The sequence below is a fragment of the Bradyrhizobium arachidis genome (assembly GCF_015291705.1).
Lineage (GTDB): Bacteria > Pseudomonadota > Alphaproteobacteria > Rhizobiales > Xanthobacteraceae > Bradyrhizobium > Bradyrhizobium arachidis.
Window position 1 is genome coordinate 5479248 of record NZ_CP030050.1, and the last position, 23094, is coordinate 5502341.

The window sequence follows — 23094 nt, forward strand, 5'->3', positions numbered from 1 at the left end:
GGCAGTGCCCCTCACCCGGCATATGCGCGCAAGAACCTGCCGTGCTCGGCTTCGGTCGCATCATTGGCGGGGAACATGCATTCGAGCCGCAGCTCTTCGGCCGTCACGGTCTGCGGCGTTCCGACGGTCGTGATCAGGGAGAAATAGTCGAGCCTCACGCCGTCCTTGACGAAGCTGAGCGGTATCATCGGCATCGCATCGGAGGCCGAGGGCGCGCGCCATTCCGGCTTCACGCCCGGATAGCGCGACAGCTCCTCCAGCAGCGCCCTGGTCCTGACGTCGACGACATGCCCGACCGCCTCGCGATGGACGCGGGCCAGCAGGCCGCTGGCGGTCTGCGGCCAGTTCGCGATGAAGGGGCGCATGCCGTCGGGATCGAACATCAGATGCAGCAGGTTCCTTGGGACGGGGCGTGCCGACAGGTCAATGAAGCAGTTGAACAGACGCGGCGCAGCCTCGTTGGTCATCAGCACGTTCCAATACCGGTCCATGACCATGGCCGGAAACGGCTCGTGCTGACGCAGCATGCGGCCAAGCGCGCGGTTGATGCTGGTCATGGCGGGCGCCTCGAGCGCGGGATCGGAATAGGACGGCGCGTAGCCTGCGGCCAGCAGCAGCTCGTTTCTCTCGCGCAAGGGCACGTCGAGGGCCTGGGCGAGATCGAGCAGCATCTGCCGGCTCGGGACGCTGCGACCGCTCTCGACGAAGCTGATATGCTTCTGCGAGACACCGGCATCGAAGGACAGGTCGAGCTGCGTCTTGCCGCGAATGTCCCGCCATTGGCGCAGCAGCGCGCCTGCGGATGTCGCGCGGGCCCTGAGGGCGGCGGCAGTCGCTTTCATTGTCGAACGATCCTCCTGTCGATGATGCCGAGCCGCCAACGCGCGAATCATGGCGCCCCCGATCACCCGAGGCACCATGTGGGTCGCCGATGGCGGACAATCAACCGAACGCGACGGGCCCCACGGCACCCACCCAGTGCCGAACCTTGGTCTCGTCCCGCTCGTCCATGTAGAAGAAGTGCGTCATCGTCGGATGCACCGACTTGATCGAGCGGTCGTCAGGGGTCATGTCCACGACACCGCGAAACACCTTCAACGAGCCGGCGTCCCAATATTCGGTGACGTGATGCAGCGCCGTGAAGCCGGTGTCGATGAAGGCCTTCAAATTGGCGCGGATCGCTTCCCGACCCTTCCAGTCGGCGACGCCGAGATTGCAGACGGCATCCTCGGCGAAGCAGTCGAAACCTCGTCCAAACGTCTTGTCATCGATCTCCTTCCACATGTCGAGCAGCCATTGCGGCGGCTCCTTCTTCGTGAACACGACTTGCATGTCTCTCTCCTCTCGCGGTGACGATGGCCGAAAGACTAGTCGGGGCACGAATTGGCTCAATTACATCCGAGGTAATAAAGCGGTCCTTGGACCGCGTGGTCTTTCCCCGAAGCCGATTTCGTGAAACCTTCGCTTCATGCGCCGGATCATCGTGGTTGGCTCCCAGGGAAGTGGAAAGACGCGCCTCGCGGTGAAGCTCGGGCGAAAGCTTGAGCTGCCGGTGGTGCATCTCGACGTGCTCTACTGGCGGCCGGGCTGGAAGCCATCAGACAAAACCAGCTTTCGCACGCGCGTCGCGAATGCGATCGCGGGCGAGGCATGGGTGATTGATGGAAGCTTCTCGGGGCTGGCGTTCGATCTCACGATCGCTCGCGCGGACGTTCTCGTCGTCATCGACCGCCCGCGCTTGGTCTGCCAGTGGCGCATTCTCTGGCGCTCCGCTTTCCATCGCGACACAACGCGGCCCGACTTGCCGGAAGGGTGCCCGGAGCAGTTCGACTGGAAATTGATGAAGGAAGCGTGGCGCTACGACGTCGAGCGCGTGCCGGTCATCGAGGCTGAGCGCATGCAATATGGCCCTGATGTCCCGGTCGTGCGGCTGAGGCGCGACCGGGACATCCAGGGCTTTCTGGAGTCCGTCTCAGTGCACGGCGAGTGAGGCCGGCCGATCAGGATTTCTTCTGCGTGGCCCGCGCGGCAAACGCCTTCAGCAACTCCGCATCCACCGCCTCGCCATTCGCGTCTGCGGCAAGATGCTCGAACCAGCGCGCAAAGCCCTCGTAGATCTGGCTCGCCGGATGATCGGCTCCTAGGAAGCCGGAAATCTCCCGCATCTCCGCGACCCAGCGATAGGCCTTCGGGATCATGTCCGGCAATGCGACTTCGAGCCGGGCCAGGACCGCGGGCTGGCTCAGCGCAAGCTCGTCGCGCAGCGCATCGGCAGCGCCCGCTTTCGTTGCCGCAACCACCATGGCCGAACCGATGCCGGCAAGGCCCTTGACGATGCCGGCATAGGACATCTTCAGCGCCGAAGCCGCGCCGACCGGGCCTTCGACGATCCGCACGTCGAGGCCGAGGTCCTTCAGCACAGCCAATTCGCCGGCGTACTCGCCGGACATGTAGAAGGCCGGGCTCTTGCCGCCGGGCTGCGGCGGGAAGCCGATGATGCCGCCGTCCACGAACGGCGCCTGCGCCGAGCCGATGATCTCCTCGATCCGTTGCACGGTATCGACGTTGACGGCGTTGCAGTCGACCACGACCGGCTTCTTCTCACGCCGCACGATCAGCGCGGCCAGCCGTTCTGCCAGCGCCACCGCTTCGCCCGGCGGCACGATCGACAGGATGATGTCGGCGTCCGCGATCGCATCGTCCTCGGCACCGATCATGCCGGCGTCCGCCGCGCGCTTCAGCGTCGCATCGCTGCGCCCCTTCAGCGACGTCAGCACACGCGCGCCGTTCTCGCTGAGGCGGCGGGCCACGGCGCTGCCCATGGCACCGGGCGCGAGGATCGCAATGGTTTTGGACATCGTGCACTCCAAATCGAATTCCCGAGCAAGGCGCTCAGTTCAATCGGAGCATAACAGAGGATGCGAATGCCCGCGTGAAGGCGGCCATCCCGCGCGGGAATGGCCCTACTCCGCCTTCGCAGGCTCCGGCTGGAGCGAGGCGTTGGCAATGCGCGCCGCATTCGCCATGCCCGCGAGCGCGGCAGCCTTCTTCGGGTCGGGCGCCGAGCCCGGCTGCACCACGCCGGCCGACATGATCAGCGTCGCGGCGTCTTCGGCGGTGAGATCGACCTCGATGATCTTGCTCTTGGGCACATAGAAGAAGAACCCGGTGGTCGGGTTCGGCGAGCACGGCAGAAACACCGAGACATGCTCCTCCTGCCCCGGCAGGCTGCGCGAAATGTCCTCGTTCGGCGATTGCGAGATCAGCACGATCGACCACATGCCCGGCGAGGGAAACTCGACCAGGCCCACTTTCCGGAAGCTCGACCCCTTGCCTGAGAACAGCGTCTCGAACACCTGCTTCAGGCCGCGATAGATGGCGCGCACCGCCGGGATCCGGCCGAGGAAGGTCTCGCCGACATCGACCAGCGTCCGGCCGATCAGGTTGGCCGCGAGGAAGCCGACCAGCGTCAGCGTGAAGAATGCGACAATCAGTCCCCAGCCGGGCACACCGTAGGGCAGATAGGTTTCAGGGCGATAGGCCAGCGGGACGAACGGCCGCACCACGCCGTCAACCCAGGTGACGAACCACCAGACCAGGTAGAGCGTGATCGCGATCGGCCCCGTCACCACGAGGCCGGTCAGGAAATAGTTGCGGAAGCGGCCCATCAGGCCGGTATGCGGTTCCGGCAGGGGATCAAGTGGCGCAGGCGCGTCGTCGCGGGTGGTCATTCGGGTTCCAGGTCGGTCGCAGCACACAAGCTAGGGGCTTCTAGCAGGTTTTGGAAGAGTGCGGCCTGATCCCTTCTGCCTATTCCACCGTCACCGATTTCGCGAGGTTGCGCGGCTGGTCGACATCGGTCCCCATCACCACCGCCGTATGGTAGGCGAGCAGCTGCACGGGAACGGAATAGACCATCGGCGTGAACGCCGCGGCCATATCCGGCATGACGATGGTGACGAGCGAATCCACCGTCGCCTCCTCCGCGCCCTTGGCGTCCGTCATCAGGATGATGTTGCCGCCGCGGGCGGCGACCTCCTGCATGTTGGAGACGGTCTTCTCGAACACGCGGTCATAGGGTGCGATGACGACAACGGGCATGGTCTCGTCGATCAGCGCGATCGGCCCGTGCTTGAGCTCGCCGGCAGCGTAGCCCTCGGCGTGGATGTAGGAGATCTCCTTCAGCTTCAGCGCGCCTTCCAGCGCGAGCGGGAAGCTGGTGCCGCGGCCGAGATAGAGCACGTCGCGGGATTTTGCGATCCTGTGCGCCAGCTTCTCGATCTGAAGCTCGGTGGTGAGCGCGTCCGCCATCAGGCGCGGGATCTCGACGAGGCCATGGACGAGCTTGACCTCATCCTCCTCAGACAGCTCGCCTCTAGCCTTGCCGGCGGCAATCGCAAGGTTTGCCAGCACCATGAGCTGGCAGGTGAATGCTTTGGTCGAGGCGACGCCGATCTCAGGTCCCGCGAGCGTTTGCAGCACGGTTTCGCTCTCGCGCGCGATGGTCGAGGTCGGCACGTTGACGACAGCCACCGTGTGCACGCCCGCGGCCTTGGCGTAGCGCAGCGCCGCCAGCGTGTCGGCGGTCTCGCCCGATTGCGAGATGAAGATGGCGAGATCGCCCTTGCGCAGCGGCGCCTCGCGGTAGCGGAATTCGGAGGCGACATCGACCTCGACCGGCACGCGCGCAAACCGCTCGAACCAGTATTTTGCGACGAAGCCGGCATAGCTCGCCGTGCCGCACGCCGTGATATTGATGCGCTCGATGGTCTTGAAATCGAACGGCAGCTTGACCGGCAGCGAGACGCGCTCGGTCGCCATGTCGACATAGCGCGCGAGCGTATGGCCGACCACTTCCGGCTGCTCGTGGATCTCCTTCGCCATGAAGTGGCGGTAATTGGCCTTGTCGACCAGCGAGGTCGAGGCGGCGTGCTTGATCTTCTCGCGCTGGACGGCGTTTCCGTCCTTGTCGAAGATGGTGGCGCTCTTGCGGGTCAGCACGACCCAGTCGCCGTCCTCGAGATAGCTGATCGTGTCGGTGAACGGGCCGAGCGCGATGGCGTCGGAGCCGAGATACATCTCGCCGTCGCCATAGCCGATCGCGAGCGGCGGGCCGTTGCGGGCGCCGATCATGAGATCGTCATCGCCGGCGAAGATGAAGCCGAGCGCGAAGGCGCCGCGCAGGCGCGCCAGCGTCAGCTTCACCGCCTCGACCGGCTTGTTGCCGCGGGTCAGCAAATCGTCGACGAGATGCAGCACGATCTCGGTGTCGGTTTCGGTGTGGAACACCGTGCCCTTGGCCTCGAGCTCCTCGCGCAGCTCGCGGAAATTCTCGATGATGCCGTTGTGGACCACGGCGACGCGCTCGGTCGCATGCGGGTGGGCGTTGTTGACGGTCGGCTTGCCGTGGGTGGCCCAGCGGGTGTGGCCGATGCCGGTCGTGCCCTTCAGCGGCTCGGCTTCCAGCCGCTTCTCCAGATTTTTCAGCTTGCCCTCGGCGCGGCGACGCTCGAGATGCTTGCCTTCGAGCGTGGCGACCCCCGCGGAGTCATAACCGCGATATTCGAGACGTTTGAGCGAATCCACCAATTGCTCTGCAACCGGCTCGCGCCCGAGAATGCCGACAATCCCGCACATGCGGATCACTATCCCCCAAATCGTCGAAAAATCGCCTAAACGACGCGCTCGGTTTTTAGCGAAGTTCCTAAGGAACCAGATACTCAATAATTATGACGGATTACGACAGCAGCCGATGACGGCGCGTCGTCCGTCTGCGTCGATGTGGCCGGCCTTTAACCGCGCGCGTTAACGCCTTGTCAACAAGTTTGGCCAACGATTCCGGTCAGGAGAACAAGGCCATGAAAGGCTCATCCGACCGCAAGGGTCTGTCGTCGATGTATCTGCGTGCCAGCGAGACCTCGGGCACGCACCTTGCGCATTGGCCGCCCCCGATGCGCGGTAAGGAAAGCAAGCCGGTCTTCGTCAAGCATGTGCAAGGCGAGCCGGCCAAGCGCGCCAAGCCGCGTGGCTGGCGCCTGACCCGCGCGATCTTCTCCGAATTCGCGGACGACGAATAGCGGCGCGCCTCACCACCTCAGGACCGCGGCAAACACGAGGATGGCGAGGAGCCCCCAGAACACCATTCCTGCGAACAGCGAGGCGATCTCCTGCGGGCGCCGCACGCCGAACAGCTTCAGCACACCTCGTCCCGTCGCCGTAATGAATATCTCCACGAGAAAAGCGATCAGGCTGCCGATGAACTCGACCATAAGCGTGCAGTCCTAGCGACGCTCAGAAGAGCCTAGCACTCCGCCAGTCACTTCTCCGGCTTCTTGCCGCCCGTCTTCATCTCGCGATAGCGCGTCGCGCCGCCTTCCCGGACGGTCTGCTGGTTGCGCTCCAGCGCCATGGCGTCATCAGGCACATCGCGCGTGATCACCGAGCCCGAGCCGATATAGGCGCCATTGCCGATCTTGACGGGGGCGACCAGCGAGGAATTGGTGCCGACGAAGGCGCCCTGCCCGATGACCGTCTTGTGCTTCTTGAAGCCGTCATAGTTGCAGGTGATGGTGCCGGCCCCGATGTTGGAGTTGGCACCGACGGTGGCATCGCCAATGTAGGAGAGGTGATTGACCTTGACGCCGGCCTCCAGCGTTGCCGCCTTGGTCTCCACGAAATTGCCGATCCGCGCGCCGTCGCCGAGCGAGGTGCCGGGACGAAGCCGCGCATAGGGGCCGATCGAGACCTTCTTGCCGAGCGTGGTCTCGACGATGTGCGAGAACGAGTGGATCACCGTGCCGTCGGCGATCGACACGCCCGGCCCGATCACCACGAACGGCTCGATGGTCACGTCCTTGCCGAACACCGTGTCGGCCGAGAGATAAACGGTCTCGGGCGCGATCAGTGTCACGCCGGCCTCCATCGCGGCCTTGCGCAGGCGTGTCTGCATGACGGCTTCGGCCTCGGCGAGCTGCGCCTTGGTGTTGATGCCGCGCACTTCGTCTTCGCTGGTCTCGATCACCACGGACTCCCATCCCTGCTTGCGGACGATGCCGACCGCGTCGGTGAGATAATATTCGCCCTTCGAATTGGCATTGCCGATCTGCCCGAGGATGTCGAGCGCGCGGCGTCCATCGATCGCCATCACGCCGGCGTTGCACAGGTCGATCTTGCGCTCTTCCTCGCTGGCATCGGCCTGCTCGCGGATCGCGACCAGGCGGTCGCCCTCGACGATGAAGCGGCCATAGCCAGTGGGATCGGTGGCGCGGAAACCGAGGGCGGCGATTGCAGCGCCCTTGGCCAGCGGCGCGCGCAGCCGCGCAAAGGTCTCGGCCGAGATCAGCGGCGTGTCGCCGAACGCGATCAGGAGATCGTCGACGCCCGGCGCGATCGCCTCGCGCGCCGCCAGCACCGCATGCGCGGTGCCGAGCCGCTCGGCCTGCACGAAGGTGAGCGCGTCGGGCCTGATGCGCCTCGCCTCGTCCGCGACCGCCTGATGGTCGGGGCCGATCACCACGGCGAGCGAGGTGCCGGTTCCCTTGGGCGCGGCGGCGAGCACATGGGCGAGCAACGTCTGATGCGCGACCGGATGCAGCACCTTCGGCAGGCTTGATCGCATGCGCGTGCCCTCGCCGGCGGCGAGCACGATCGTGAGGCTTGAGCGGGCGGTCATCGGAATCCTGTCAGATATGGCCGAATCAATTGCGTGACGGGTGGCGAGCCGCCCTCATGGACGCCTTGCTACCTCCGCAAACGCCCGGAATTCAAGTGCGAGTGGGTTTTCCTGTTAATGTTCCCTATTGATTCGGGGACGCCCGATGGGGCTGGGCACTTAACGTTCATGGCAAAGGATTCCGACCCACTGGCGGACGCCTTCGGCACCAAGGAGACCGGCGGGCTGTTCTCCGGACTTTTGGCCGAGGAAAGTGCGTTCGACCGCCGCATGATGTGGCGGCTGGGCACGTGGGGCGTGGCGGCCGTCGGCGCCGTCGTGGTGGCGGTGATGGCCAATCAGGCCCAACTCGGCTGGCGGCGCGACCAGGTCGCCTCTGCCGATCTCGTGCGCCAGGCCGACCGGCTCCAGCTGCTGACCAAGGAGAGCCAGAACGAGGCGCGCCGGCTCGCTGCCGCCATCGAGACGCTGAACACCGATCGCGACCGGCTCTATTCGCGCGTTACCGTGCTGGAGCAAGGGCTCGATTCCGTCACCGGCGCCATCGCAAAACAGACCGCTGCGACGCCGCAGGCGGCAAAGCCCCAGGACGCCGCGCCCGCGGCCCCCAGCGTCGCGCCGGTCGCCTCGACGCCGGCCCCCGGCGGCGACAAGCCGCGCAGCGAGGCGTCCAGAGACACCGCGAAGGACGCGCAGAAGGACACTGCAAAGGAGCCGGCAAGCCCGCCGCTGCAGACCGCGGCCGCCGCCTCGCTGGTGCCGCAGGCGCCGGCAACGACCTCGGCGCTGCCCGTCATTGCGCTGGTGCCGTCCAAGTCGATCATGGCCCCGCCCGATCCGGCCGCATCGAAATTGATGCAGGCTGAGGCGACCGAGAAGGCCGCCGAGAAGAAGACCGAGCCGGTGCCTGCCCCGACCGAGGTCGCGGCCGCGTCAGCCAAGCCGCCGGAAGCCACCGAGAGCGAGGCGCCGGCGATCGCGGTCCAGCAGACGCGCTTTGCGATCGACCTCGGCGGCGCCAATTCGATCGACGGCCTGCGTGCGCTCTGGCGCGGCGTGACCAAGACCAACCCGGAGGTTGCGGGCCTGCGGCCAATCATCATGATCAAGGAAGGCGGCAGCGGCCTCGGCATGCAGCTTCGCCTCGGAGCCGGCCCGCTGATCAACGCCGCCGCCGCCGCAAAGATCTGCGCGGGCCTCACCGAAAACGACCGCCATTGCGAGACCACCGTGTTCGACGGCCAGCGGCTGTCGATGCGCGGCGGCTCGGACAAGGGCCAGGAAAAGAGCCAGGAAAAAGCTCAAGAAAAGTCGCAGGACCGGGTTCAGGAGAAGAACTCCGAGAAGAACCAGGACAGCGTTCCTCAAGCCGAGACCGCCCCTGCTCCCGCACCGGCCGCCAAGCCGGAGAAGCACCGCCGCAGCTACTCCTCAAAGCGTTCATCGAAGCGCGAAGAGCCCGCGCCTGCCCCCGCGGCGCCCCAGCAGCCGGCCGCACAGGCGCCGAAGCCGGAAACGGCATCGGCTGGATCGACGCTGTCGTCGTTCTTCAGGCGGTAGTCATCCCGATCACTTGATTTGGCCGGACATCCCTTGCGTCAATTCGCAGGAAACCCGGCTCTCCCCTGTTGCTCCCTTGCGCCATCCCGACCATATTGCGGCCATGACAAAAAAGCCCTTCCGCCTCACGCCCTACCAGGTCCAGTTCCTGATCGTCGTCGGCTTCGCATCGGTCGGCTATGCGCTTTACTTGCGCTATCTCGGGATCGAGCTGTCGACGGTCGGGCTTGCCTGCGACGCCGGCCTGCAGACGCTGATCTGCAAGGCGCGCTCGGTTTCGACCGTGCTGTTCAAGAATTCGGTGTTCGGGATCGTCGCGCTGGTGGCGGCGACGCTGAACCTGATGCGGCCCTCGATCGTGCTGCTCACCGTCGGCATCATCGCCGCCGGGCTCGGCATCGTGCTCTACAATGTCGTGCTGTCGGGCCTTGCGATCGGCCTGCTCATTCTTGGATTTGCTCGGCCCGCGCCCGCCACAGCGTGAGCGCGAACAAGAAATAGATCGCGCAGGTCCACAGCGACTGCCAGTTCTCGCGGCCCTCGTTGAACAGCACATAGACCGCCGACAGCGCGAGCACGCCTGCGAACACCGCTTCCGCGATCGGGCGCTGGCCGATCTGCGGCCGGTTCAGCATCAACAGCGCGAACGGCACCACCGCCATCGTCAGCGAAGCGTAGGGGAAGTCGTGGTAGCGGGGGTCGAACACGAAGGCGAGCGCGGTCTGCGCCGCGATCACGGCAGTCAGCGCCAGCGTGAGACCCAGCACCGCCGTCAGCTTCGACCATTTGCGTCCCTCGCGCGGGCCGAGCAGATCGAGGAAGGTCGGCAGGCTCCGGCCGATCACCATCGCCTGCGCGCAGAAGATCGGCGACAGGATGCCGGCGAGCAGCAGTGCGCCCCAATGCACCCAGCCGCCGATGCCGTAGCTCTCATAGTACATCTTGTCGGCGCCGATCCCGAGCAGGATGCCCGCTGAGGTCGCCGAGATGGCGACGCCGAGCCAGGCCGGGAAGCGCGGCGTCCAGGGCCGCCGCCGCAGCGTGAGGCCCGCGACCGCGAACACCAGCACGCAAAGGCCCATGCCGGCGCCCATGTACCATTTCCAGTACGGGAAATTGCTGATCGGCTGGCCCGGCGGATATTTCAAGTTCCTGCGCACCGAGTCATAGAGACCCCAATAGCCGCCGACGGTGCCTTCCAGCTTGCGCTTCCAGGGCTGGTCGTAGGACTCGATCAGATTGACGCGGAATTTCTGCGCTTTTGCGAGGCTGAGGATTTCCGAGACGACGCGCGCCTGGTTGGTGCGCGAGGGCAGCGCGCCGTCGCGCATGCGGCCTGCGCTCGGCCAGCCGGTCTCGCCGATCAGGATTTCCTTGCCCGGAAACGCCACCGCCATGCGCTCGCGGATCGTCTCGACGTGGGCGGCTGCGAACTTCGCCTTCACCGGGAAATCCTCCCAATAGGGCAGGATGTGGATCGTGACGAAATCGACCGCGTCATAGATCTCGCGGTTCTTCAGCCAGAACTCCCAGACGTCGGCATAGGTCACGGGCACGCTGACCTGCGACTTCACCGAGCGGATGATCGAGACGAGGTCCGCCGTCGTCATCTCGCCGCGCAGCAGCACCTCGTTGCCGACGATGACCGCGGTGATGACCTCAGGGAATTGCTTGGTGAGGCGGACGGCGAGCGATGCCTGCTCGAAATTCTTGGTGCGGTTGCTGGACAGCCAGATGCCCTGGAGCACCTTGATGCCGCCGACCTTGGCGGCGATCGCCGGCACCTGGTCGAGCCCGTTCTCCATCGAATAGGTGCGGACGCAGTCGGTGATTTCCTTGAGCTGGCGCAGGTCCTGCTCGATCTGATCGGCCTCAATGTGAGTCCAGGCGTTCAGCGGCGACTGCTCGCCGCGGAACGGCGCGTAGGAGACGCATTGAACCTTCTCGGTGGGATCGATCGGGGCGCGCGCGAGCGTGATCGGCGTGGCAAGCCACCACCACACGGCAGCGATCACCCCAAGTGAGACGAGCAGAAGCGCCAGTGGCGTACGAAGAGAAATCGGTTCCGTCCTCCGCGAAGGGCCGTCGATTACCCGCATCCACGCCGTCTGCCAAGGGGGCACCCGGCGTGGATCCATCGCTCCCCCGAGGAATTTACCTGCGGCCGTTCGACAGGGGCCTAGGATCGTGACTTTGCTGGACAAAATTCCAAATACAGGTCATGGGACTCGGCGGGAATTTTCCGCCGCATTGGAGACCCATTTGGACGCCATCACCGTCGCGTCCGCGGGATCCTGACGCGGGCGGTCAGCGGAGAAGTTGGGGAATTCATGCGGCAACGGGTGCGTCAGTTACGAAATGCGGTCCTGCGGCAGTTCGCCGCCACCTTGGCCGTTTCCTCCCTGGTGGTCATGGTCGGTTTCGGTGGCGCGTTCGCCCAGAGCGGCACGCCGGCCCCGGACCAGGGCAAGGCCGCCGCCCAGCCCGCCGATGCCGCCGCCAAGGACGCCGCCCAGAACCAGCGCCGCACCGACGAGTTCGCCGAAGCCGCCCAGGTCATCAACGGTCCGGCCGGTAACCCCGAATGCGTCTGGCTCGGCCGGCGCGTTGTCCGATTGATGTGGCGGGATGACCTCGATACCGCGTTCCGTCATCTCGACCTCTACGACCGCTTCGGCTGCCCCGGCGGCCACATCCAGGCCGCCTTCCGCTGCCTGACCCGGTTCGGCGGCCAGATCGATCCCAAGGTCGCCGAGACCCTGGACAGCCGCGTGCACGCCTGCTGGATCAATCCGGCGTCCCAGCCGCAGCAGGCGGCGGCCGCGGCCTCCCAGCCCGCGGCGGCGGCGCCAGGCAATTCGCCGGCTCCGCAGCCGGCCGCGAGCCCCTCGCCTGCGGCAAGCCCGACGCCGGCGCCGTCGAAATAGTCGCAGGCACTTTCACCCGCCGTTCAGGAACGATCCTCCAAAGAGACGGTTGGCACTGCCGCGCATTTCCTGAAAAGGCCATGCCCTCATAAGGACATGAGGCCATGACAGTTGTGAAACCGCGCGGCGGAGGTATGCTCCATTTGCCGCGGACTCGGTCGGATCTCGGGGTCGGATCCGCTTCCCTGCCACCTCAGCCCCTTTTGGTTTAGCCGCGATGCGCGTTGTCGCCGCCGTTCTGTTGCTTGTGTCCGTGCTTCACGCGGGTCTGTGGGGAGTCTTGCGCGACAGGGAGCCCGCGCCTGACTTCAAGGGCCTGTTGCCGAGCGTGTCCTACGCGCCGTTCGAGGGTTCGGCCCACCCCGATATCGACAACATCCCGACCATCGAGAAAATCCGCGCCGACCTTAAGACGCTGTCGACCATGACGCGCGCGATCCGTCTCTATTCGTCCACCGGTGGCGTCGAACTGGTGCCGCCGATCGCGGCCGAGTTCGGCCTCAAGGTCACCGTCGGCGCCTGGATCGACAAGGACAAGGACCGCAACGAGCGCGAGATCAAGGCCGCCATCGAGCTCGCCCGCAAGAACAGCAACGTCGTCGGCGTCGTGGTCGGCAACGAGGTGATTTACCGCGGCGAGCAGAAAGTCGAAGACCTCATCGACATGATAAAGAAGGTGAAGGGCGCGGTCCGCGTGCCCGTCACCACGGGCGAGATCTGGAACATCTGGCGCGACAATCCCGACCTTGCCTCCAACGTCGACTTCATCGCCGCCCACGTGCTGCCCTATTGGGAAAACTTCCGATCGGACCAGGCGGTCGACCAGGCCGTCGATCGCTACAACCTCTTGCGCAACCTGTTCCCGGGCAAGCGCATCGTGATCGCCGAGTTCGGCTGGCCGAGCCAGGGCTACAATTTGCGTACCGCAGACCCCGGTCCGTTCCAGCAGGCGCTGACCTTGCGCAACTTCGTCAGCCGCGCCGAAGCCATCGGCATGGAATACAACATCGTCGAAGCGATCGATCAGCCCTGGAAATACTTCGAAGGCGGCGTCGGTCCATACTGGGGCATCCTCAACGCCAGCCGCGAGCCGAAATTCGCCTGGACCGGCCCGGTCGAGAATCCCGATTACTGGAAGCTGATGGGAATCGCGCTGCTGGTCGGCATCCTGCTCTCGCTGCCGATCCTGCGGCTTGAAAAGCCGACCGCGAAGCAGGCCTTCCTGCTGTCGGCCACGGCCAACGGCGTCGGTGCCTGGACCGCGACCGTGTTCGCGTTCTGGAACAGCCACTATTTCATCTTCGGCTCGGCCTTCGCGCTGACGCTCGGCATGATCCTCCTTGTTCCGCTCGTCCTCATTGCGATGGCGCGCATCGACGAGATCGCGGCCGTCGCCTTCGGCCGGCCGCCGCAACGGTTGCTCACCAAGGGCAAGCCGGTCGAGAACGTGCCGGAGAATTACTACCCGAAGGTCTCGATCCACATCCCGGCCTATTACGAGCCGGTCGAGATGATGAAGCAGACGCTCGATGCGCTGTCGCGGCTGAACTATCCGAACTACGAATGCGTGGTCATCATCAACAACACGCCTGATCCCGCCTTCTGGCAGCCGATCCAGGACCATTGCCGCGCGCTCGGTGAACGCTTCAAGTTCATCAACGCCGAGAAGGTGCAGGGCTTCAAGGCCGGTGCGCTGCGCATCGCGATGGACCGCACCGCCGTCGATGCCGAGATCATCGGCATCATCGATGCCGACTATGTGGTCGACCCCGACTGGCTGACGGATCTCGTGCCGGCTTTCGCCGACCCGCGCGTCGGCCTCGTGCAGGCGCCGCAGGAGCATCGCGACGGCGACCTGTCGATCATGCACTACATCATGAACGGCGAATATGCCGGCTTCTTCGACATCGGCATGGTCCAGCGCAACGAGGTCAACGCCGTCATCGTGCACGGCACGATGTGCCTGATCCGCCGCGCCGCGATGGATATGGCCGGCGGCTGGTCGTCCGACACGATCTGCGAAGACTCGGATCTCGGCCTTGCGATCCAGGAGCTCGGCTGGGTCTCGCATTACACCAGCCATCGCTATGGCCGCGGCCTGCTTCCCGACACCTACGAGGCCTTCAAGAAGCAGCGTCACCGCTGGGCCTATGGCGGCCTCCAGATCGTCAAGAAGCACTGGCGCCACTTCCTGCCGGGCAAGAGCCGGCTGACGCCCGACCAGAAGCGCGAATACGGCCTCGGGTGGCTGAACTGGCTCGGTGCCGAAAGCCTCGGCGTGGTCGTGGCGCTGCTCAACCTCGTCTGGGTGCCGATCGTCGCCTTTGCCGACATCGCCATCCCCGACAAGATCCTGACGCTGCCGATCATCGGCGCCTTCATCGTCTCGCTGGTGCACTTCCTGTCGATGTACCGCGCCCGCGTCGCGATCAAACCCGGCCAGATGCTGGGCGCCATGATCGCCGCGATGAGCGTGCAATGGACGGTGTCGCGCGCGGTGGCGCAGGGCCTCATCACCGAGCACATTGCCTTCGCGCGCACCTCCAAGGGCGGCTTGTCGCGCATGTCGATCGAGTTCCAGGCGTTCTGGGAGGCCGTGATCGGCATCCTGTTGCTGGTCGGCGCCGGCGTGCTGGTCGCCTCCAACAGCTTCCGCCAGATCACCGAGATCTACATCTTCGCCGGCGTGCTGGTGCTGCAGAGCCTGCCGTTCCTGGCGGCGGTCGCAATCGCCATCCTCGAGCTCAGCCGCATCAACTCGTTCCAGTTCTGGCGCGACAGCGCGATCCGCACCGCCGAGCTGATTGGCCTCCGCCCCGTCGCCCTGCCGACCCCCGCCGGCACGCCGCAGCCGGTGCCGAGCGAGGTCCGGCGGGAGGCGAACTGAGGGGCGCGTGCCTTGCGGCGCGAACAAAAGCTCCGCGCCGAAGCCGCAAGTGGCAGTTCGGCGTGGATGACGGGCCGCCAATCGGGTTGAAAAATCCGCCTTAAGCCACGGACGCCGCGAGCAAATCCCCGCCCCTGGCGCTAGTTTCGGCAACCACCCGCACTATTGACCTCCGCAGCCACTGCCCCTACACAGCGCGGGCCGAAAGCATGATCCGGAAACAGCCGGTTTTCCCCGCAACGCCAAAGTCAGACGTCGCGGCAAGACATGCTTCTCAAATGTCCGAAGGCGATGGCGATTTCTTGCAAGCCATCCGCGGCCATGGGAGCGCGTAGCTCAGCCGGTAGAGCACGTGACTTTTAATCACGGGGTCCTGGGTTCGAGCCCCAGCGCGCTCACCAATTGAATCAAGCCGCCAGCATGTGTGCTCGGGTCCATATCAGCTCGCCGGGCTCTCAGCTTCTTCTGAAGAGCCCGAGAGGGTGCGGTATGCCTGGTCCGCCTGCTCTTTCGTCAAGTTGGCTGCCCAATCGGTCTCAATTAACGCTGGACCCCGGCGTACTCGATCATAAACCATCCAACCAACACCTCCCATCCGAATGAGGAACCTGCTCGCTGGCGGTGCCCTTTCGCTCACTGTGGCCTCCTCTCGCTCGGCGATTTGGGGGGCAGCAGCGTGAACCTGCAGCCCCTAGATCAACGCCATATCGTAGGTGGATTCAGGGCCTTGCGGCCCACCGTTCTCAATGCGTCGGTCGAAAGATGTCCCTGTGCCGCGGCCTCAAGGATCTTCGACGCAACATGCGTTCGGGCGCCGACTTCGCTGACGGGGATGTTTTCGCAGACTTCTTCAAGGACGGCTCTAAGGAGCGCAGTCGTTTCCGCACTGAACATGCACCAACCTCAAAATAAGAGACCGAGTTGCACACTGCTCGCGCGGAGTATGTTCGCTTGGCAGCGTTGGCAAAATGCATTCCAGTCTGGGCTCTGAAATCCCAGCCGGCAGACGCTGGCACACGTCCGTCAAGGTTTTGTGACAGAGCCCCCCAAGAGCGAGAACGGCAGATTCACAATTGTTGTGGCGGGAACCGAATGCGCCGGGAAGATTCGGCAAACCGGGGCTGGCGAATAGTTCACCTAAATCGTTTCACCCGGTTCATTTGACCGTGTCGCGGGCCGCAGCGATCAGTTCGCTGCGGCCTTCGTCATCGTGGCCCCGACGCATTGGCGGTGGCGCTTTACTTACCCTCGCCGTAGCTCGCGATCTTGCGGAGCGATAGCCGCACGGTGTGTATCGGCTCGAGCGCGAGCCCGACCACCTCCTGAGGCAGCGTAAGGGAGTTCTTCTCGATGTAGAGCCGCAGGTCGACCAACGCCTTTGGGTCGGTCGGGATTAAGTTGACCGCGCCCTCAACCTCGTCCGTTCCAACAGCCTGATCCAAAAAGCCGCGAGACACCGCGCCGGAAAGGTGTAGGATTCAAGAAAATCAGGAGGGAGCGGCATGTTTGAAATCAAGGGCTTCGACACGGCAGGCGTCGTTAGCCTCAAGCGGCTGTCACTCGCGGCGGCCCTCAAGAAGGCCAGAGAGCTCGTCCAGGACGGGTGCTGGGACGTTCAGATCGTTGATCCAACCGGCCGCATCTACACCTCGTTTGAAGAGCAAGCCGCCTAAAGCGCGATGAGATTGGGATGAATCGTCATCGCGCTTTAGGTTGTTGTTTGAGCATGATCTTTTCGGAAAACCGCTTCGCACTTTTCCGGGTCATGCTTTAGCCGCTCCGCCTTCGCCATCCAGAGATTAGTCCCCCATCGGATCGCCGGCGCGGGCTGGCGATGCAATCGATCGTTATCCCCCTCGGCCGACATTGGACGAGGCATTGTTCAGCCAGCGCTGCGTTGCTTCGTCGCTCCAGCCGGGAACTGCGAAGCGCGCCCGAGGATTCACGTCCGGACCAAAACGATCGACCGCGGGATCGCGCGGGTGATGTGCGCGGGAGCGATGCGCGGGCGCAGCGTTCGCAGCGGTGCACAGGACAATCAACAGGCCCATCAACAGCCCGTTGGCGAGGACAGAGCGCATCGTATCAGCTCCTATCGGGCTACCGCCGGGGCTGATGTGATGTGCCGCCGATCCCACCGCAACATGAGGCGGCATCACGGCTTGGCGATGGACATTGCACTTGATGCGGAGCGGTCTAGCGTTCGCCTTGATACGCCCTCAGCTCTCTGGAGCCGACGTTCGCAGATAGGAACGTTTCCACGCGTGGGGAATCTTACAGGCGCAAATCGATCCTGTGTTGCGCGTAGATCGAACGATGGAAAAAGCCCTGGCCTATGCCATCTCAGCGCTCCTCGTGGGCTTCGGTGCCTGGATACTGGTTGTTGGCCTTTCCTCCAGCTCGCCCGCCCTGTGGACCGTCGTGGCGCTGGTCCCAATCACGATCGGACTCGTGAGCGCTTTTGGCCCGACGTGACTTGATGGGGACAATCGGGGATGGGTCAGCGCGTCTGCATTTTCCGAATCGACGTTCTGTGGTCGCTCCACTGATGGGTCGCGTTCAGGGATGTAAGCGTGAGCCAGTTTCTATCGATGCTGCTGCTAGTTGCCGCCGTGGTTCTGACCGTCTGCTTCGGAGTGGCGGCCTGGCGCCTCTCTGACGAGAAGGAGCTCGAGGTCACCGGCCAAATCGCGCGTCAGACCTATGGATGGAAGGCGCCTCCGACCCGGTAACCCCTCGCGCTCGAGCTCCGCCGCCACCGGGCATCGTAGAGCCGTCAGCAGCTGAGGCGGCCTTACGGTCCAGCGTCTTTGCGCCGCTCCAGCATCGCCATCTCGACCTGTTGCGCGAGCACGGTCAGATGATTGGCCAGCCGATCGAATAGCTCGCGCTTGGCCTTGTCGGTCGCAAGATCACGGATCAGTGCGCACTCGGCCGCGTCCGTGCGCAATTTCTCCAGCTGAGCCTGATAGTCCTTCATGGCGCGCGCCCATCTGCCATCTTTTCCCGAATATTTCGACAGGGAGACAGCAGAGTCAATCCGACTCACGGAGGAAGACTTGGGAAGCCCTGACGCATCTCGACAGAGCCGCAAGACGGCCCCGGCCGTGGGGCTTTTGGGGGGGTAAGGCCGGGGCCGCTGGAGGTGCTCGGCCTTAGGGGAAGGCCCAAGCAGCTGCGAGCTTACCCTGAGATCGAAGCGGCGCTCTGTTCGTTTCAGCACATTCGAGACGTGTTCCGGGCAGGAACACGGCACGACAGCAAATTGCCAGTTTTTCCCGAATCGATTCACATGCACGAATGCATTCGAGAAAATGGTGCGGCCTACTTGGCCCGTCGCGGCAAGTAAGTGGGAGGCTATCCGTGAGTGACAGAGCGCTGGCGCAGGGCAGATTTTTGGTTCGGACGGGAGGCATCGGCTGGATGGTCTACGATCGAGAGCGCAAGGGGCCGGCACTGATCGGAACGGACTGGGCAGCCAACTTGACCAGGGAACAAGCAGACGAAGCCTACCGGATACTCTCTGAAGCGGAGGAGAGCTGAAAGGTTGATCTCAGAAGCAACGCGACAGCACGAACCGGCCGCCCCTGGTCAGGGGCGATGGCCAGCTTGATCGGGACATCGCGCCAAACGATCTGCCTTCAGCTCTCCGGAGCCGACGCCGCAGCCGGCACGCTCAGCGGAGCCCCGCCGACCGAAACAGGCCCAACAGGCCCAACAGGCCCGACTGGTCCGGAAGGTCCGGAAGGTCCGACTGGCTTCGACTGCCGCACCAGCCGCTTGCGCATCGCCGCGGACATTCCATAGCGGGCATTCGCGCGTCGAATGGACGACGTGACGTCCGACATCATCGTGTTTTGCAGCGAGTCGACTTTCGCGATCAGCGTGGACAGCTGCGAAGATATCTTCCTCACATCGACCCGCTCGTCCGTGATGCTCTGGCGCAGGGACAGCAGCACCATCGAGTCCTGCTGGAGCAGAGCCGCATTCTGCTGCACAAGATCGTTGTTCGCCTGCAGCGAAGCCGTGTGTTGCTGCTGGGCCGACTGAATGTCCTTCAACGCAGCGACGACCGGATCCGGTTTCGGTGCGGGAGCCTTCGGGCGCGGCAGCAGTTCGGCCAGACGACCGACATCCAGCGACGGCAGATCAGACGGCAGCGTGTAGATCGCCGCTGCGCCATTGATGGCCAGGGCACACACGGCCAGGACCAGCACCGATTTCCGGCTGGAAGGCCTGATCGGCAGTTCGGCTTCCGGGGCTAGGGGTTCAGGCGCTGCGGCGAGCGCGAGCGCTACGGGATCGAGTTGTTCGACAAGGCCTTGCGCTTCAGATGTCGTGGTCACGGGCATTGACCTCAAATGAGCGAGCAAAAGGAAGCCGACGCTGGAACGTCCTCGCGACGAGTCCTTTACGCAGCACCCACTTACACAACTGCCTAAAATTGTGGACTTTTTTGATTAATTCCACGTTAGCGGCGTAGCCGTCTGACGGGCCTCGCCACCCCGGCCGATTACGGGGTCCATGCGATGGAATGAAGCTGCGCCGACGATGCGCTGCCTGCGGCCCGGCGGCAGCTATAACGGATTTTCCGAATTTTGCCAGAATGCCACTGTTTTGCCCGACGTGTCAAACCGATCTTTCCGCCGGATTGCACAAGTCATTGTGCCGGCAGCACTTGCTACTGTGCATGGGGTTGTTTTCGCGTTTTGAGACGCCTACCCCTCGTCCAGCACCTCGAACAACTCCTCGACCCGCTCGAACGGCGCGTCCTGCATCTTGGCGTGATACACGACGCGATCGCCGTCGCGTTGCAGTGACTTCCCGCGCGACTTGCGCAGCCGCCCCGGCAGGAACGTTGCGGCGACCGCTCCAGGGCCGACGTCGAGGCGAACGATGCCCCTGCGCTTGCACTCGATCCTGAGCTTGGCCGCGGCGAAGAAATCGCGCGCGGCCTTCGGCAGCGAACCGAAGCGGCGGGAGGTTTCCTCCTCGAGGTCGTCGAGCTCGTCCTCGCTGCCGCATCGTGCGGCGCGCGCATAGAGCTCGAGCCGCACCGGCTCGGACTGCACATAGGTCTCGGGCAGCATGTCTCCGACCGGAAGGTTCAGGTCGGGCACCCAGACCGCGGCGCGCTCCTCGTCGACCTTCTCCGAGGCCATTTTCAGGAGGTGGCTGTAGAGCACAGGCCCGAACACCTGGACATGGCCGGACTGCTGCTCGGAGAACAGGTCGCCGGCGCCGCGCAGGTCGAGATCCCGCTCGCTGATGGCAAAGCCCGCGCCGGGCCGGCTGAACTCCTCGAGCACGGCGAGCCGCTTCTCGGACTGCCCGGACGCCGTCTCGGTCAGGAGATGGGCGAAGGCGCGGATGCCGCTGCGGCCGACACGCCCGCGGAGTTGGTGCAGCTGGGCCAGACCGAATTTTTCGGGCCAGCACACCACGATGGTATTGGCGCGGGGAATGTCGAGGCCGCTCTCGACGATGTTGGTGGCGAGCAGGACGTCGGCTTCGCCCTCGACGAAGCTCATCATGCGGTCGTCGATCTCCTCGGCCGGCAATCTGCCGTGCAGACAGACGATGCGCAGGTCCGGCGCCACCGCCTGCACCCGCGCCAGCATGGGCTCGAGATCCTGGATGCGCGGGCAGATCAGGAAGCTCTGTCCATGGCGGCGCTGCTCGCGCAGCAGCGCGGAGGCAATGGCCGCATCCGACAGCGGCGCGATCCGTGTTGCGACCGGAAGCCGGTGCACCGGGGGCGAGGCGATCACGCTGAGGTCGCGGAAGCCGGCAAGGCCCGCGGCGAGCGTGCGCGGGATCGGCGTCGCACTCATCATCAGCACATGGACGTTCTTGGCGAGCGCGGCGAGCTTCGCCTTCTCGGCCGCGCCGAAATGCTGCTCCTCGTCGATGATGACGAGGCCGAGATCGTCGAACCTCACGTCCTTGCCGGTCAGCGCCTGCGTGCCGATCACGACCTTGATGCGGCCGCTGCGCAGGCCCTCCCGGGTCTCGCGCAGCTCCGCGCCCGAGGTTGCGCGCGACAGGTTGCCGACCTCGATGTCGAACGGAGCAAAGCGCTTCTGGAACGTTGCGGTGTGCTGCCGTGCCAGCACCGTCGTCGGCACCGCGATCGCCACCTGCTTGCCCGAGAGCACCACAGCGGCGGCCGCGCGCAGCGCCACCTCGGTCTTGCCGAACCCGACGTCGCCGCAGACCACGCGGTCCATCGGGTGACCTGAGGCGAGATCGTCCAGCACGTCGCGGATCGCGTTGGCCTGATCGACGGTCGTGAAGTAAGGGAAGCGCGCGACGAACTTCTCGTAAGCCGATCCCGGCGGAACCAGCTTCTCGCCGCGCCGCCGGCGGCGCTGGCTGATGTGCTTGGCAAGGGCCTTGCCGGCGATCTGGATTTCGCGCTCGGCTTCGGTGCGGCGGGCCCACCAGGTGCTGCCGTCCGCCTTGTCGAGCGCCAGCTTGCCGAGTTCGGTGGAATAAGGCCACATCAATGCCAGATCCGGCGGCGGCACCAGCACCGCATTGTCGCCGGCAAAGGACAGCCTGACCATCTCCCGCAGCGCGCCGCCGCCGGTGTTCACGGTCTGCAGGCCGTCGAGCACGGCAAGACCGCGCTGGAGATGCACGACCACGGTGCCCTGCTCCGGAGCGTCGGCATGATCGAACGCCGTGCTCCAGGCGCGCGCCATCGGCTGGGCATGATGCGCCCGGCTGCCGAGCACGTCGGAAGCGGTCACGACCACGAGCGGCTTTTTCCCGGGCACGATGAAGCCCGCATCGAGATCGGCCAGAAGCGAGGCCTCGCCGCCCCGCCCGCTTGCGGCCTCGTCCCAGTCGTCGCAGCGCTCCGTCTTGACGCCGCTCATCCGCTCCATCACGCGCAGATCGTCCTCCTGCGCCGCGACGAAGATCAGCCGCGAGCCAGCCCGCTGCACGTCCTCGACGAAGGCGCGCAGCACCTTCCGCGCGGACGTGACTTTGGAGAAGTCCGGCACGGTCTGAAGGGCGGCCGTCCGCGGCAGCACCTTCATGCCCTTCGAAAGCTGCTTCCAGTCGCGCTGTCCGAGATATTCGCGCTCCCGCTCCGCGCGCGGCGCGGCCTCCTCGATCGTGCTCAGCCAGCCGTCGGCATGCGTGGGCACGCCTGCATCGGCGATCCATTTGGCCCGTCCGCAATAGTCGAACAGGCTCGCGCGCTTGCCGCGTTTGCCGGCAAAGGCGAGCCGCTCCGACATGGGATCGACGAGCAGCTCTTTGGTCTCGAAGATGATCTCGTGCTCCTTCGGGTCGAACGCCACGATGCGGTCGATGGTGCGATCCGAATGCTCGATCCGGAACGGGCCGAGCGCGCCCGCAGGGAATATCTCGAACGTCTGGCCGTGAAACAGCGCCCCGCCCGGATAGTCCGGTTCGTCGTCGAGATCATATCCGAGCGACTGAAGGCGCGCCTCGAGCTCGGGCTCGGAAAACGCGCCGCCCACCTTCAGGCTCACGCTGAGGCGCGACAGGCTCGCAGGCGGCGGCAGGCGCTCCATCACGGCTTCCGCCGTCGCAATGAGAAATACCGGATTCCTGGATTTGGTGAGGCGCCTCAGCACGGAGGCTCTGCGCCCTGCGAGCTCGTGGGACGGCTCCAGCTGATCGAACGGCAAGGTGTTCAGACGCGGAAACACCAGGACCTCGCAGGCCGGGTCGAGCGCGTGAATGATGCTGCCGAGCCGCTCCGCCCTGGTCTCGCTCTCGGCGAGAAAGACGATGCCGCTCTGCCCGGACTGCTTCCATTGTGCAAGCAGATGCAGCGCCAGCAAACCGAGAGGCGACGAGGACGAGATCGTGGCGCGCTGCGATCCTTTGCTCTTCTTGGGCGATGTCTTGGTCACCCGCGCTTTTTTGGCAAGCCTCACTTGAACCCGTCTCTGGTCGTCAACTGAACGCGCGCGGTCCGCATGTCGATTCGGCGGCGCGCCGCCCTGCATATGGGATTTGTCCTGCGAACGCACGCCTCCTGGCAACGTTCGGGCCGCCGTCGC

The 23094-nt window shown here is 64.9% G+C and carries 23 protein-coding genes and 1 tRNA gene; 10 read left to right on the top strand and 14 right to left on the bottom strand.

Annotated elements, in window-relative coordinates:
* Nucleotides 1-11: 11 nt before the first annotated feature.
* Nucleotides 12-842, bottom strand: coding sequence for a helix-turn-helix domain-containing protein (locus tag WN72_RS25570; RefSeq protein WP_027559230.1), 831 nt, complete (start codon nt 840-842; stop codon nt 12-14).
* 100 nt (nt 843-942) lie between these two features.
* The gene (locus tag WN72_RS25575) at nt 943-1332 is read right to left on the bottom strand and encodes a hypothetical protein (protein ID WP_092214235.1); all 390 of its coding nucleotides are present in this window, start codon (nt 1330-1332) and stop codon (nt 943-945) included.
* A gap of 220 nt (nt 1333-1552) precedes the next feature.
* Here WN72_RS25575 and WN72_RS25580 point away from each other — a divergent pair, with 220 nt between their 5' ends.
* Nucleotides 1553-1990, top strand: coding sequence for a P-loop NTPase family protein (locus WN72_RS25580; protein ID WP_244553697.1), 438 nt, complete (start codon nt 1553-1555; stop codon nt 1988-1990).
* Between the two features lie 10 nt (nt 1991-2000).
* Here WN72_RS25580 and WN72_RS25585 read toward each other — a convergent pair whose 3' ends face one another.
* The 3 genes from WN72_RS25585 to glmS all read right to left on the bottom strand — a co-directional run bounded on the left by WN72_RS25585 (nt 2001) and on the right by glmS (nt 5637).
* On the bottom strand, nt 2001-2858 hold the full coding sequence (locus WN72_RS25585) for an NAD(P)-dependent oxidoreductase (protein WP_092214232.1): 858 nt from the start codon (nt 2856-2858) through the stop codon (nt 2001-2003).
* 105 nt (nt 2859-2963) lie between these two features.
* Entirely contained in the window at nt 2964-3731 is a 768-nt protein-coding gene (locus WN72_RS25590; protein WP_027559234.1) for a DUF502 domain-containing protein, read from the bottom strand.
* A 79-nt stretch (nt 3732-3810) separates the two neighbouring features.
* Nucleotides 3811-5637, bottom strand: coding sequence for a glutamine--fructose-6-phosphate transaminase (isomerizing) (glmS, locus tag WN72_RS25595; RefSeq protein ID WP_092214230.1), 1827 nt, complete (start codon nt 5635-5637; stop codon nt 3811-3813).
* A gap of 221 nt (nt 5638-5858) precedes the next feature.
* On the opposite strand from glmS, the gene WN72_RS25600 reads away from it, so the two are divergent.
* Nucleotides 5859-6077 carry a hypothetical protein gene (locus WN72_RS25600; RefSeq protein WP_027559236.1) on the top strand — a complete coding sequence of 73 codons (219 nt, stop codon included), beginning with the start codon at nt 5859-5861 and terminating at the stop codon, nt 6075-6077.
* A 9-nt stretch (nt 6078-6086) separates the two neighbouring features.
* On the opposite strand, the gene WN72_RS25605 is transcribed toward WN72_RS25600, so the two are convergent.
* Entirely contained in the window at nt 6087-6269 is a 183-nt protein-coding gene (locus WN72_RS25605; RefSeq protein WP_027559237.1) for a hypothetical protein, read from the bottom strand.
* A 47-nt stretch (nt 6270-6316) separates the two neighbouring features.
* Nucleotides 6317-7672 carry a bifunctional UDP-N-acetylglucosamine diphosphorylase/glucosamine-1-phosphate N-acetyltransferase GlmU gene (glmU, locus tag WN72_RS25610; RefSeq protein WP_092214227.1) on the bottom strand — a complete coding sequence of 452 codons (1356 nt, stop codon included), beginning with the start codon at nt 7670-7672 and terminating at the stop codon, nt 6317-6319.
* Between the two features lie 168 nt (nt 7673-7840).
* On the opposite strand from glmU, the gene WN72_RS25615 reads away from it, so the two are divergent.
* Both WN72_RS25615 and WN72_RS25620 read left to right on the top strand, forming a co-directional pair.
* The gene (locus tag WN72_RS25615) at nt 7841-9232 is read left to right on the top strand and encodes a hypothetical protein (RefSeq protein ID WP_092214225.1); all 1392 of its coding nucleotides are present in this window, start codon (nt 7841-7843) and stop codon (nt 9230-9232) included.
* A 103-nt stretch (nt 9233-9335) separates the two neighbouring features.
* The gene (locus tag WN72_RS25620) at nt 9336-9716 is read left to right on the top strand and encodes a hypothetical protein (RefSeq protein WP_027559240.1); all 381 of its coding nucleotides are present in this window, start codon (nt 9336-9338) and stop codon (nt 9714-9716) included.
* Here the strand turns inward: WN72_RS25620 and WN72_RS25625 are convergent.
* Nucleotides 9676-11331 (bottom strand): glycoside hydrolase family 17 protein, encoded by a 1656-nt coding sequence (locus WN72_RS25625; protein ID WP_092214223.1) that lies wholly within the window; start codon nt 11329-11331, stop codon nt 9676-9678. The genes WN72_RS25620 and WN72_RS25625 overlap by 41 nt on opposite strands.
* A gap of 231 nt (nt 11332-11562) precedes the next feature.
* Here WN72_RS25625 and WN72_RS25630 point away from each other — a divergent pair, with 231 nt between their 5' ends.
* The 3 genes from WN72_RS25630 to WN72_RS25640 all read left to right on the top strand — a co-directional run bounded on the left by WN72_RS25630 (nt 11563) and on the right by WN72_RS25640 (nt 15447).
* Nucleotides 11563-12159, top strand: coding sequence for a hypothetical protein (locus tag WN72_RS25630; RefSeq protein WP_027559242.1), 597 nt, complete (start codon nt 11563-11565; stop codon nt 12157-12159).
* A gap of 217 nt (nt 12160-12376) precedes the next feature.
* Nucleotides 12377-15046: a glycosyltransferase gene (locus WN72_RS25635; RefSeq protein ID WP_092214221.1), complete on the top strand. Its 2670-nt coding sequence runs from the start codon at nt 12377-12379 to the stop codon at nt 15044-15046.
* 325 nt (nt 15047-15371) lie between these two features.
* Nucleotides 15372-15447, top strand: a tRNA-Lys gene (locus tag WN72_RS25640).
* Nucleotides 15448-15742: 295 nt separating this feature from the next.
* Here WN72_RS25640 and WN72_RS47025 read toward each other — a convergent pair.
* Together WN72_RS47025 and WN72_RS25645 are read right to left on the bottom strand one after the other, a co-directional pair.
* Nucleotides 15743-15940 (bottom strand): hypothetical protein, encoded by a 198-nt coding sequence (locus tag WN72_RS47025; RefSeq protein WP_035729724.1) that lies wholly within the window; start codon nt 15938-15940, stop codon nt 15743-15745.
* A 344-nt stretch (nt 15941-16284) separates the two neighbouring features.
* Nucleotides 16285-16488, bottom strand: coding sequence for a hypothetical protein (locus tag WN72_RS25645; protein WP_143130562.1), 204 nt, complete (start codon nt 16486-16488; stop codon nt 16285-16287).
* A gap of 60 nt (nt 16489-16548) precedes the next feature.
* On the opposite strand from WN72_RS25645, the gene WN72_RS25650 reads away from it, so the two are divergent.
* A complete protein-coding gene (locus WN72_RS25650) occupies nt 16549-16719 on the top strand; it encodes a hypothetical protein (RefSeq protein WP_167336501.1) in 171 nt (56 codons plus the stop codon).
* 174 nt (nt 16720-16893) lie between these two features.
* Here the strand turns inward: WN72_RS25650 and WN72_RS25655 are convergent, their stop codons facing one another.
* Complete coding sequence (locus WN72_RS25655) at nt 16894-17127, bottom strand: hypothetical protein (RefSeq protein ID WP_027559245.1); 234 nt, start codon at nt 17125-17127, stop codon at nt 16894-16896.
* A gap of 235 nt (nt 17128-17362) precedes the next feature.
* Here WN72_RS25655 and WN72_RS25660 point away from each other — a divergent pair, with 235 nt between their 5' ends.
* Together WN72_RS25660 and WN72_RS25665 are read left to right on the top strand one after the other, a co-directional pair.
* Nucleotides 17363-17521 carry a hypothetical protein gene (locus WN72_RS25660; RefSeq protein ID WP_167336500.1) on the top strand — a complete coding sequence of 53 codons (159 nt, stop codon included), beginning with the start codon at nt 17363-17365 and terminating at the stop codon, nt 17519-17521.
* A gap of 98 nt (nt 17522-17619) precedes the next feature.
* Complete coding sequence (locus tag WN72_RS25665) at nt 17620-17778, top strand: hypothetical protein (RefSeq protein WP_156950857.1); 159 nt, start codon at nt 17620-17622, stop codon at nt 17776-17778.
* 62 nt (nt 17779-17840) lie between these two features.
* Here the strand turns inward: WN72_RS25665 and WN72_RS25670 are convergent, their stop codons facing one another.
* The 3 genes from WN72_RS25670 to WN72_RS25680 all read right to left on the bottom strand — a co-directional run bounded on the left by WN72_RS25670 (nt 17841) and on the right by WN72_RS25680 (nt 22872).
* The gene (locus WN72_RS25670) at nt 17841-18026 is read right to left on the bottom strand and encodes a hypothetical protein (protein WP_027559246.1); all 186 of its coding nucleotides are present in this window, start codon (nt 18024-18026) and stop codon (nt 17841-17843) included.
* 661 nt (nt 18027-18687) lie between these two features.
* Nucleotides 18688-19398, bottom strand: a complete 711-nt coding sequence (locus tag WN72_RS25675; RefSeq protein ID WP_167380708.1) for a hypothetical protein — start codon at nt 19396-19398, stop codon at nt 18688-18690.
* A 366-nt stretch (nt 19399-19764) separates the two neighbouring features.
* Nucleotides 19765-22872 (bottom strand): DEAD/DEAH box helicase, encoded by a 3108-nt coding sequence (locus WN72_RS25680; RefSeq protein WP_092214363.1) that lies wholly within the window; start codon nt 22870-22872, stop codon nt 19765-19767.
* Nucleotides 22873-23094 lie beyond the last annotated feature (222 nt).

Coding starts and splice junctions, on each gene's coding strand:
- glmU (WP_092214227.1), bottom strand. CDS start 7,672: ATGACCGCCCGCTCAAGCCTCACGATCGTGCTCGCCGCCGGCGAGGGC.
- WN72_RS25625 (WP_092214223.1), bottom strand. CDS start 11,331: ATGCGGGTAATCGACGGCCCTTCGCGGAGGACGGAACCGATTTCTCTT.
- WN72_RS25675 (WP_167380708.1), bottom strand. CDS start 19,398: ATGCCCGTGACCACGACATCTGAAGCGCAAGGCCTTGTCGAACAACTC.
- WN72_RS25620 (WP_027559240.1), top strand. CDS start 9,336: ATGACAAAAAAGCCCTTCCGCCTCACGCCCTACCAGGTCCAGTTCCTG.
- WN72_RS25605 (WP_027559237.1), bottom strand. CDS start 6,269: ATGGTCGAGTTCATCGGCAGCCTGATCGCTTTTCTCGTGGAGATATTC.
- WN72_RS25615 (WP_092214225.1), top strand. CDS start 7,841: ATGGCAAAGGATTCCGACCCACTGGCGGACGCCTTCGGCACCAAGGAG.
- WN72_RS25655 (WP_027559245.1), bottom strand. CDS start 17,127: ATGCGCTCTGTCCTCGCCAACGGGCTGTTGATGGGCCTGTTGATTGTC.
- glmS (WP_092214230.1), bottom strand. CDS start 5,637: ATGTGCGGGATTGTCGGCATTCTCGGGCGCGAGCCGGTTGCAGAGCAA.
- WN72_RS25590 (WP_027559234.1), bottom strand. CDS start 3,731: ATGACCACCCGCGACGACGCGCCTGCGCCACTTGATCCCCTGCCGGAA.
- WN72_RS47025 (WP_035729724.1), bottom strand. CDS start 15,940: ATGTTCAGTGCGGAAACGACTGCGCTCCTTAGAGCCGTCCTTGAAGAA.
- WN72_RS25635 (WP_092214221.1), top strand. CDS start 12,377: ATGCGCGTTGTCGCCGCCGTTCTGTTGCTTGTGTCCGTGCTTCACGCG.
- WN72_RS25630 (WP_027559242.1), top strand. CDS start 11,563: ATGCGGCAACGGGTGCGTCAGTTACGAAATGCGGTCCTGCGGCAGTTC.
- WN72_RS25660 (WP_167336500.1), top strand. CDS start 17,363: ATGGAAAAAGCCCTGGCCTATGCCATCTCAGCGCTCCTCGTGGGCTTC.
- WN72_RS25570 (WP_027559230.1), bottom strand. CDS start 842: ATGAAAGCGACTGCCGCCGCCCTCAGGGCCCGCGCGACATCCGCAGGC.
- WN72_RS25575 (WP_092214235.1), bottom strand. CDS start 1,332: ATGCAAGTCGTGTTCACGAAGAAGGAGCCGCCGCAATGGCTGCTCGAC.
- WN72_RS25670 (WP_027559246.1), bottom strand. CDS start 18,026: ATGAAGGACTATCAGGCTCAGCTGGAGAAATTGCGCACGGACGCGGCC.
- WN72_RS25650 (WP_167336501.1), top strand. CDS start 16,549: ATGTTTGAAATCAAGGGCTTCGACACGGCAGGCGTCGTTAGCCTCAAG.
- WN72_RS25585 (WP_092214232.1), bottom strand. CDS start 2,858: ATGTCCAAAACCATTGCGATCCTCGCGCCCGGTGCCATGGGCAGCGCC.
- WN72_RS25600 (WP_027559236.1), top strand. CDS start 5,859: ATGAAAGGCTCATCCGACCGCAAGGGTCTGTCGTCGATGTATCTGCGT.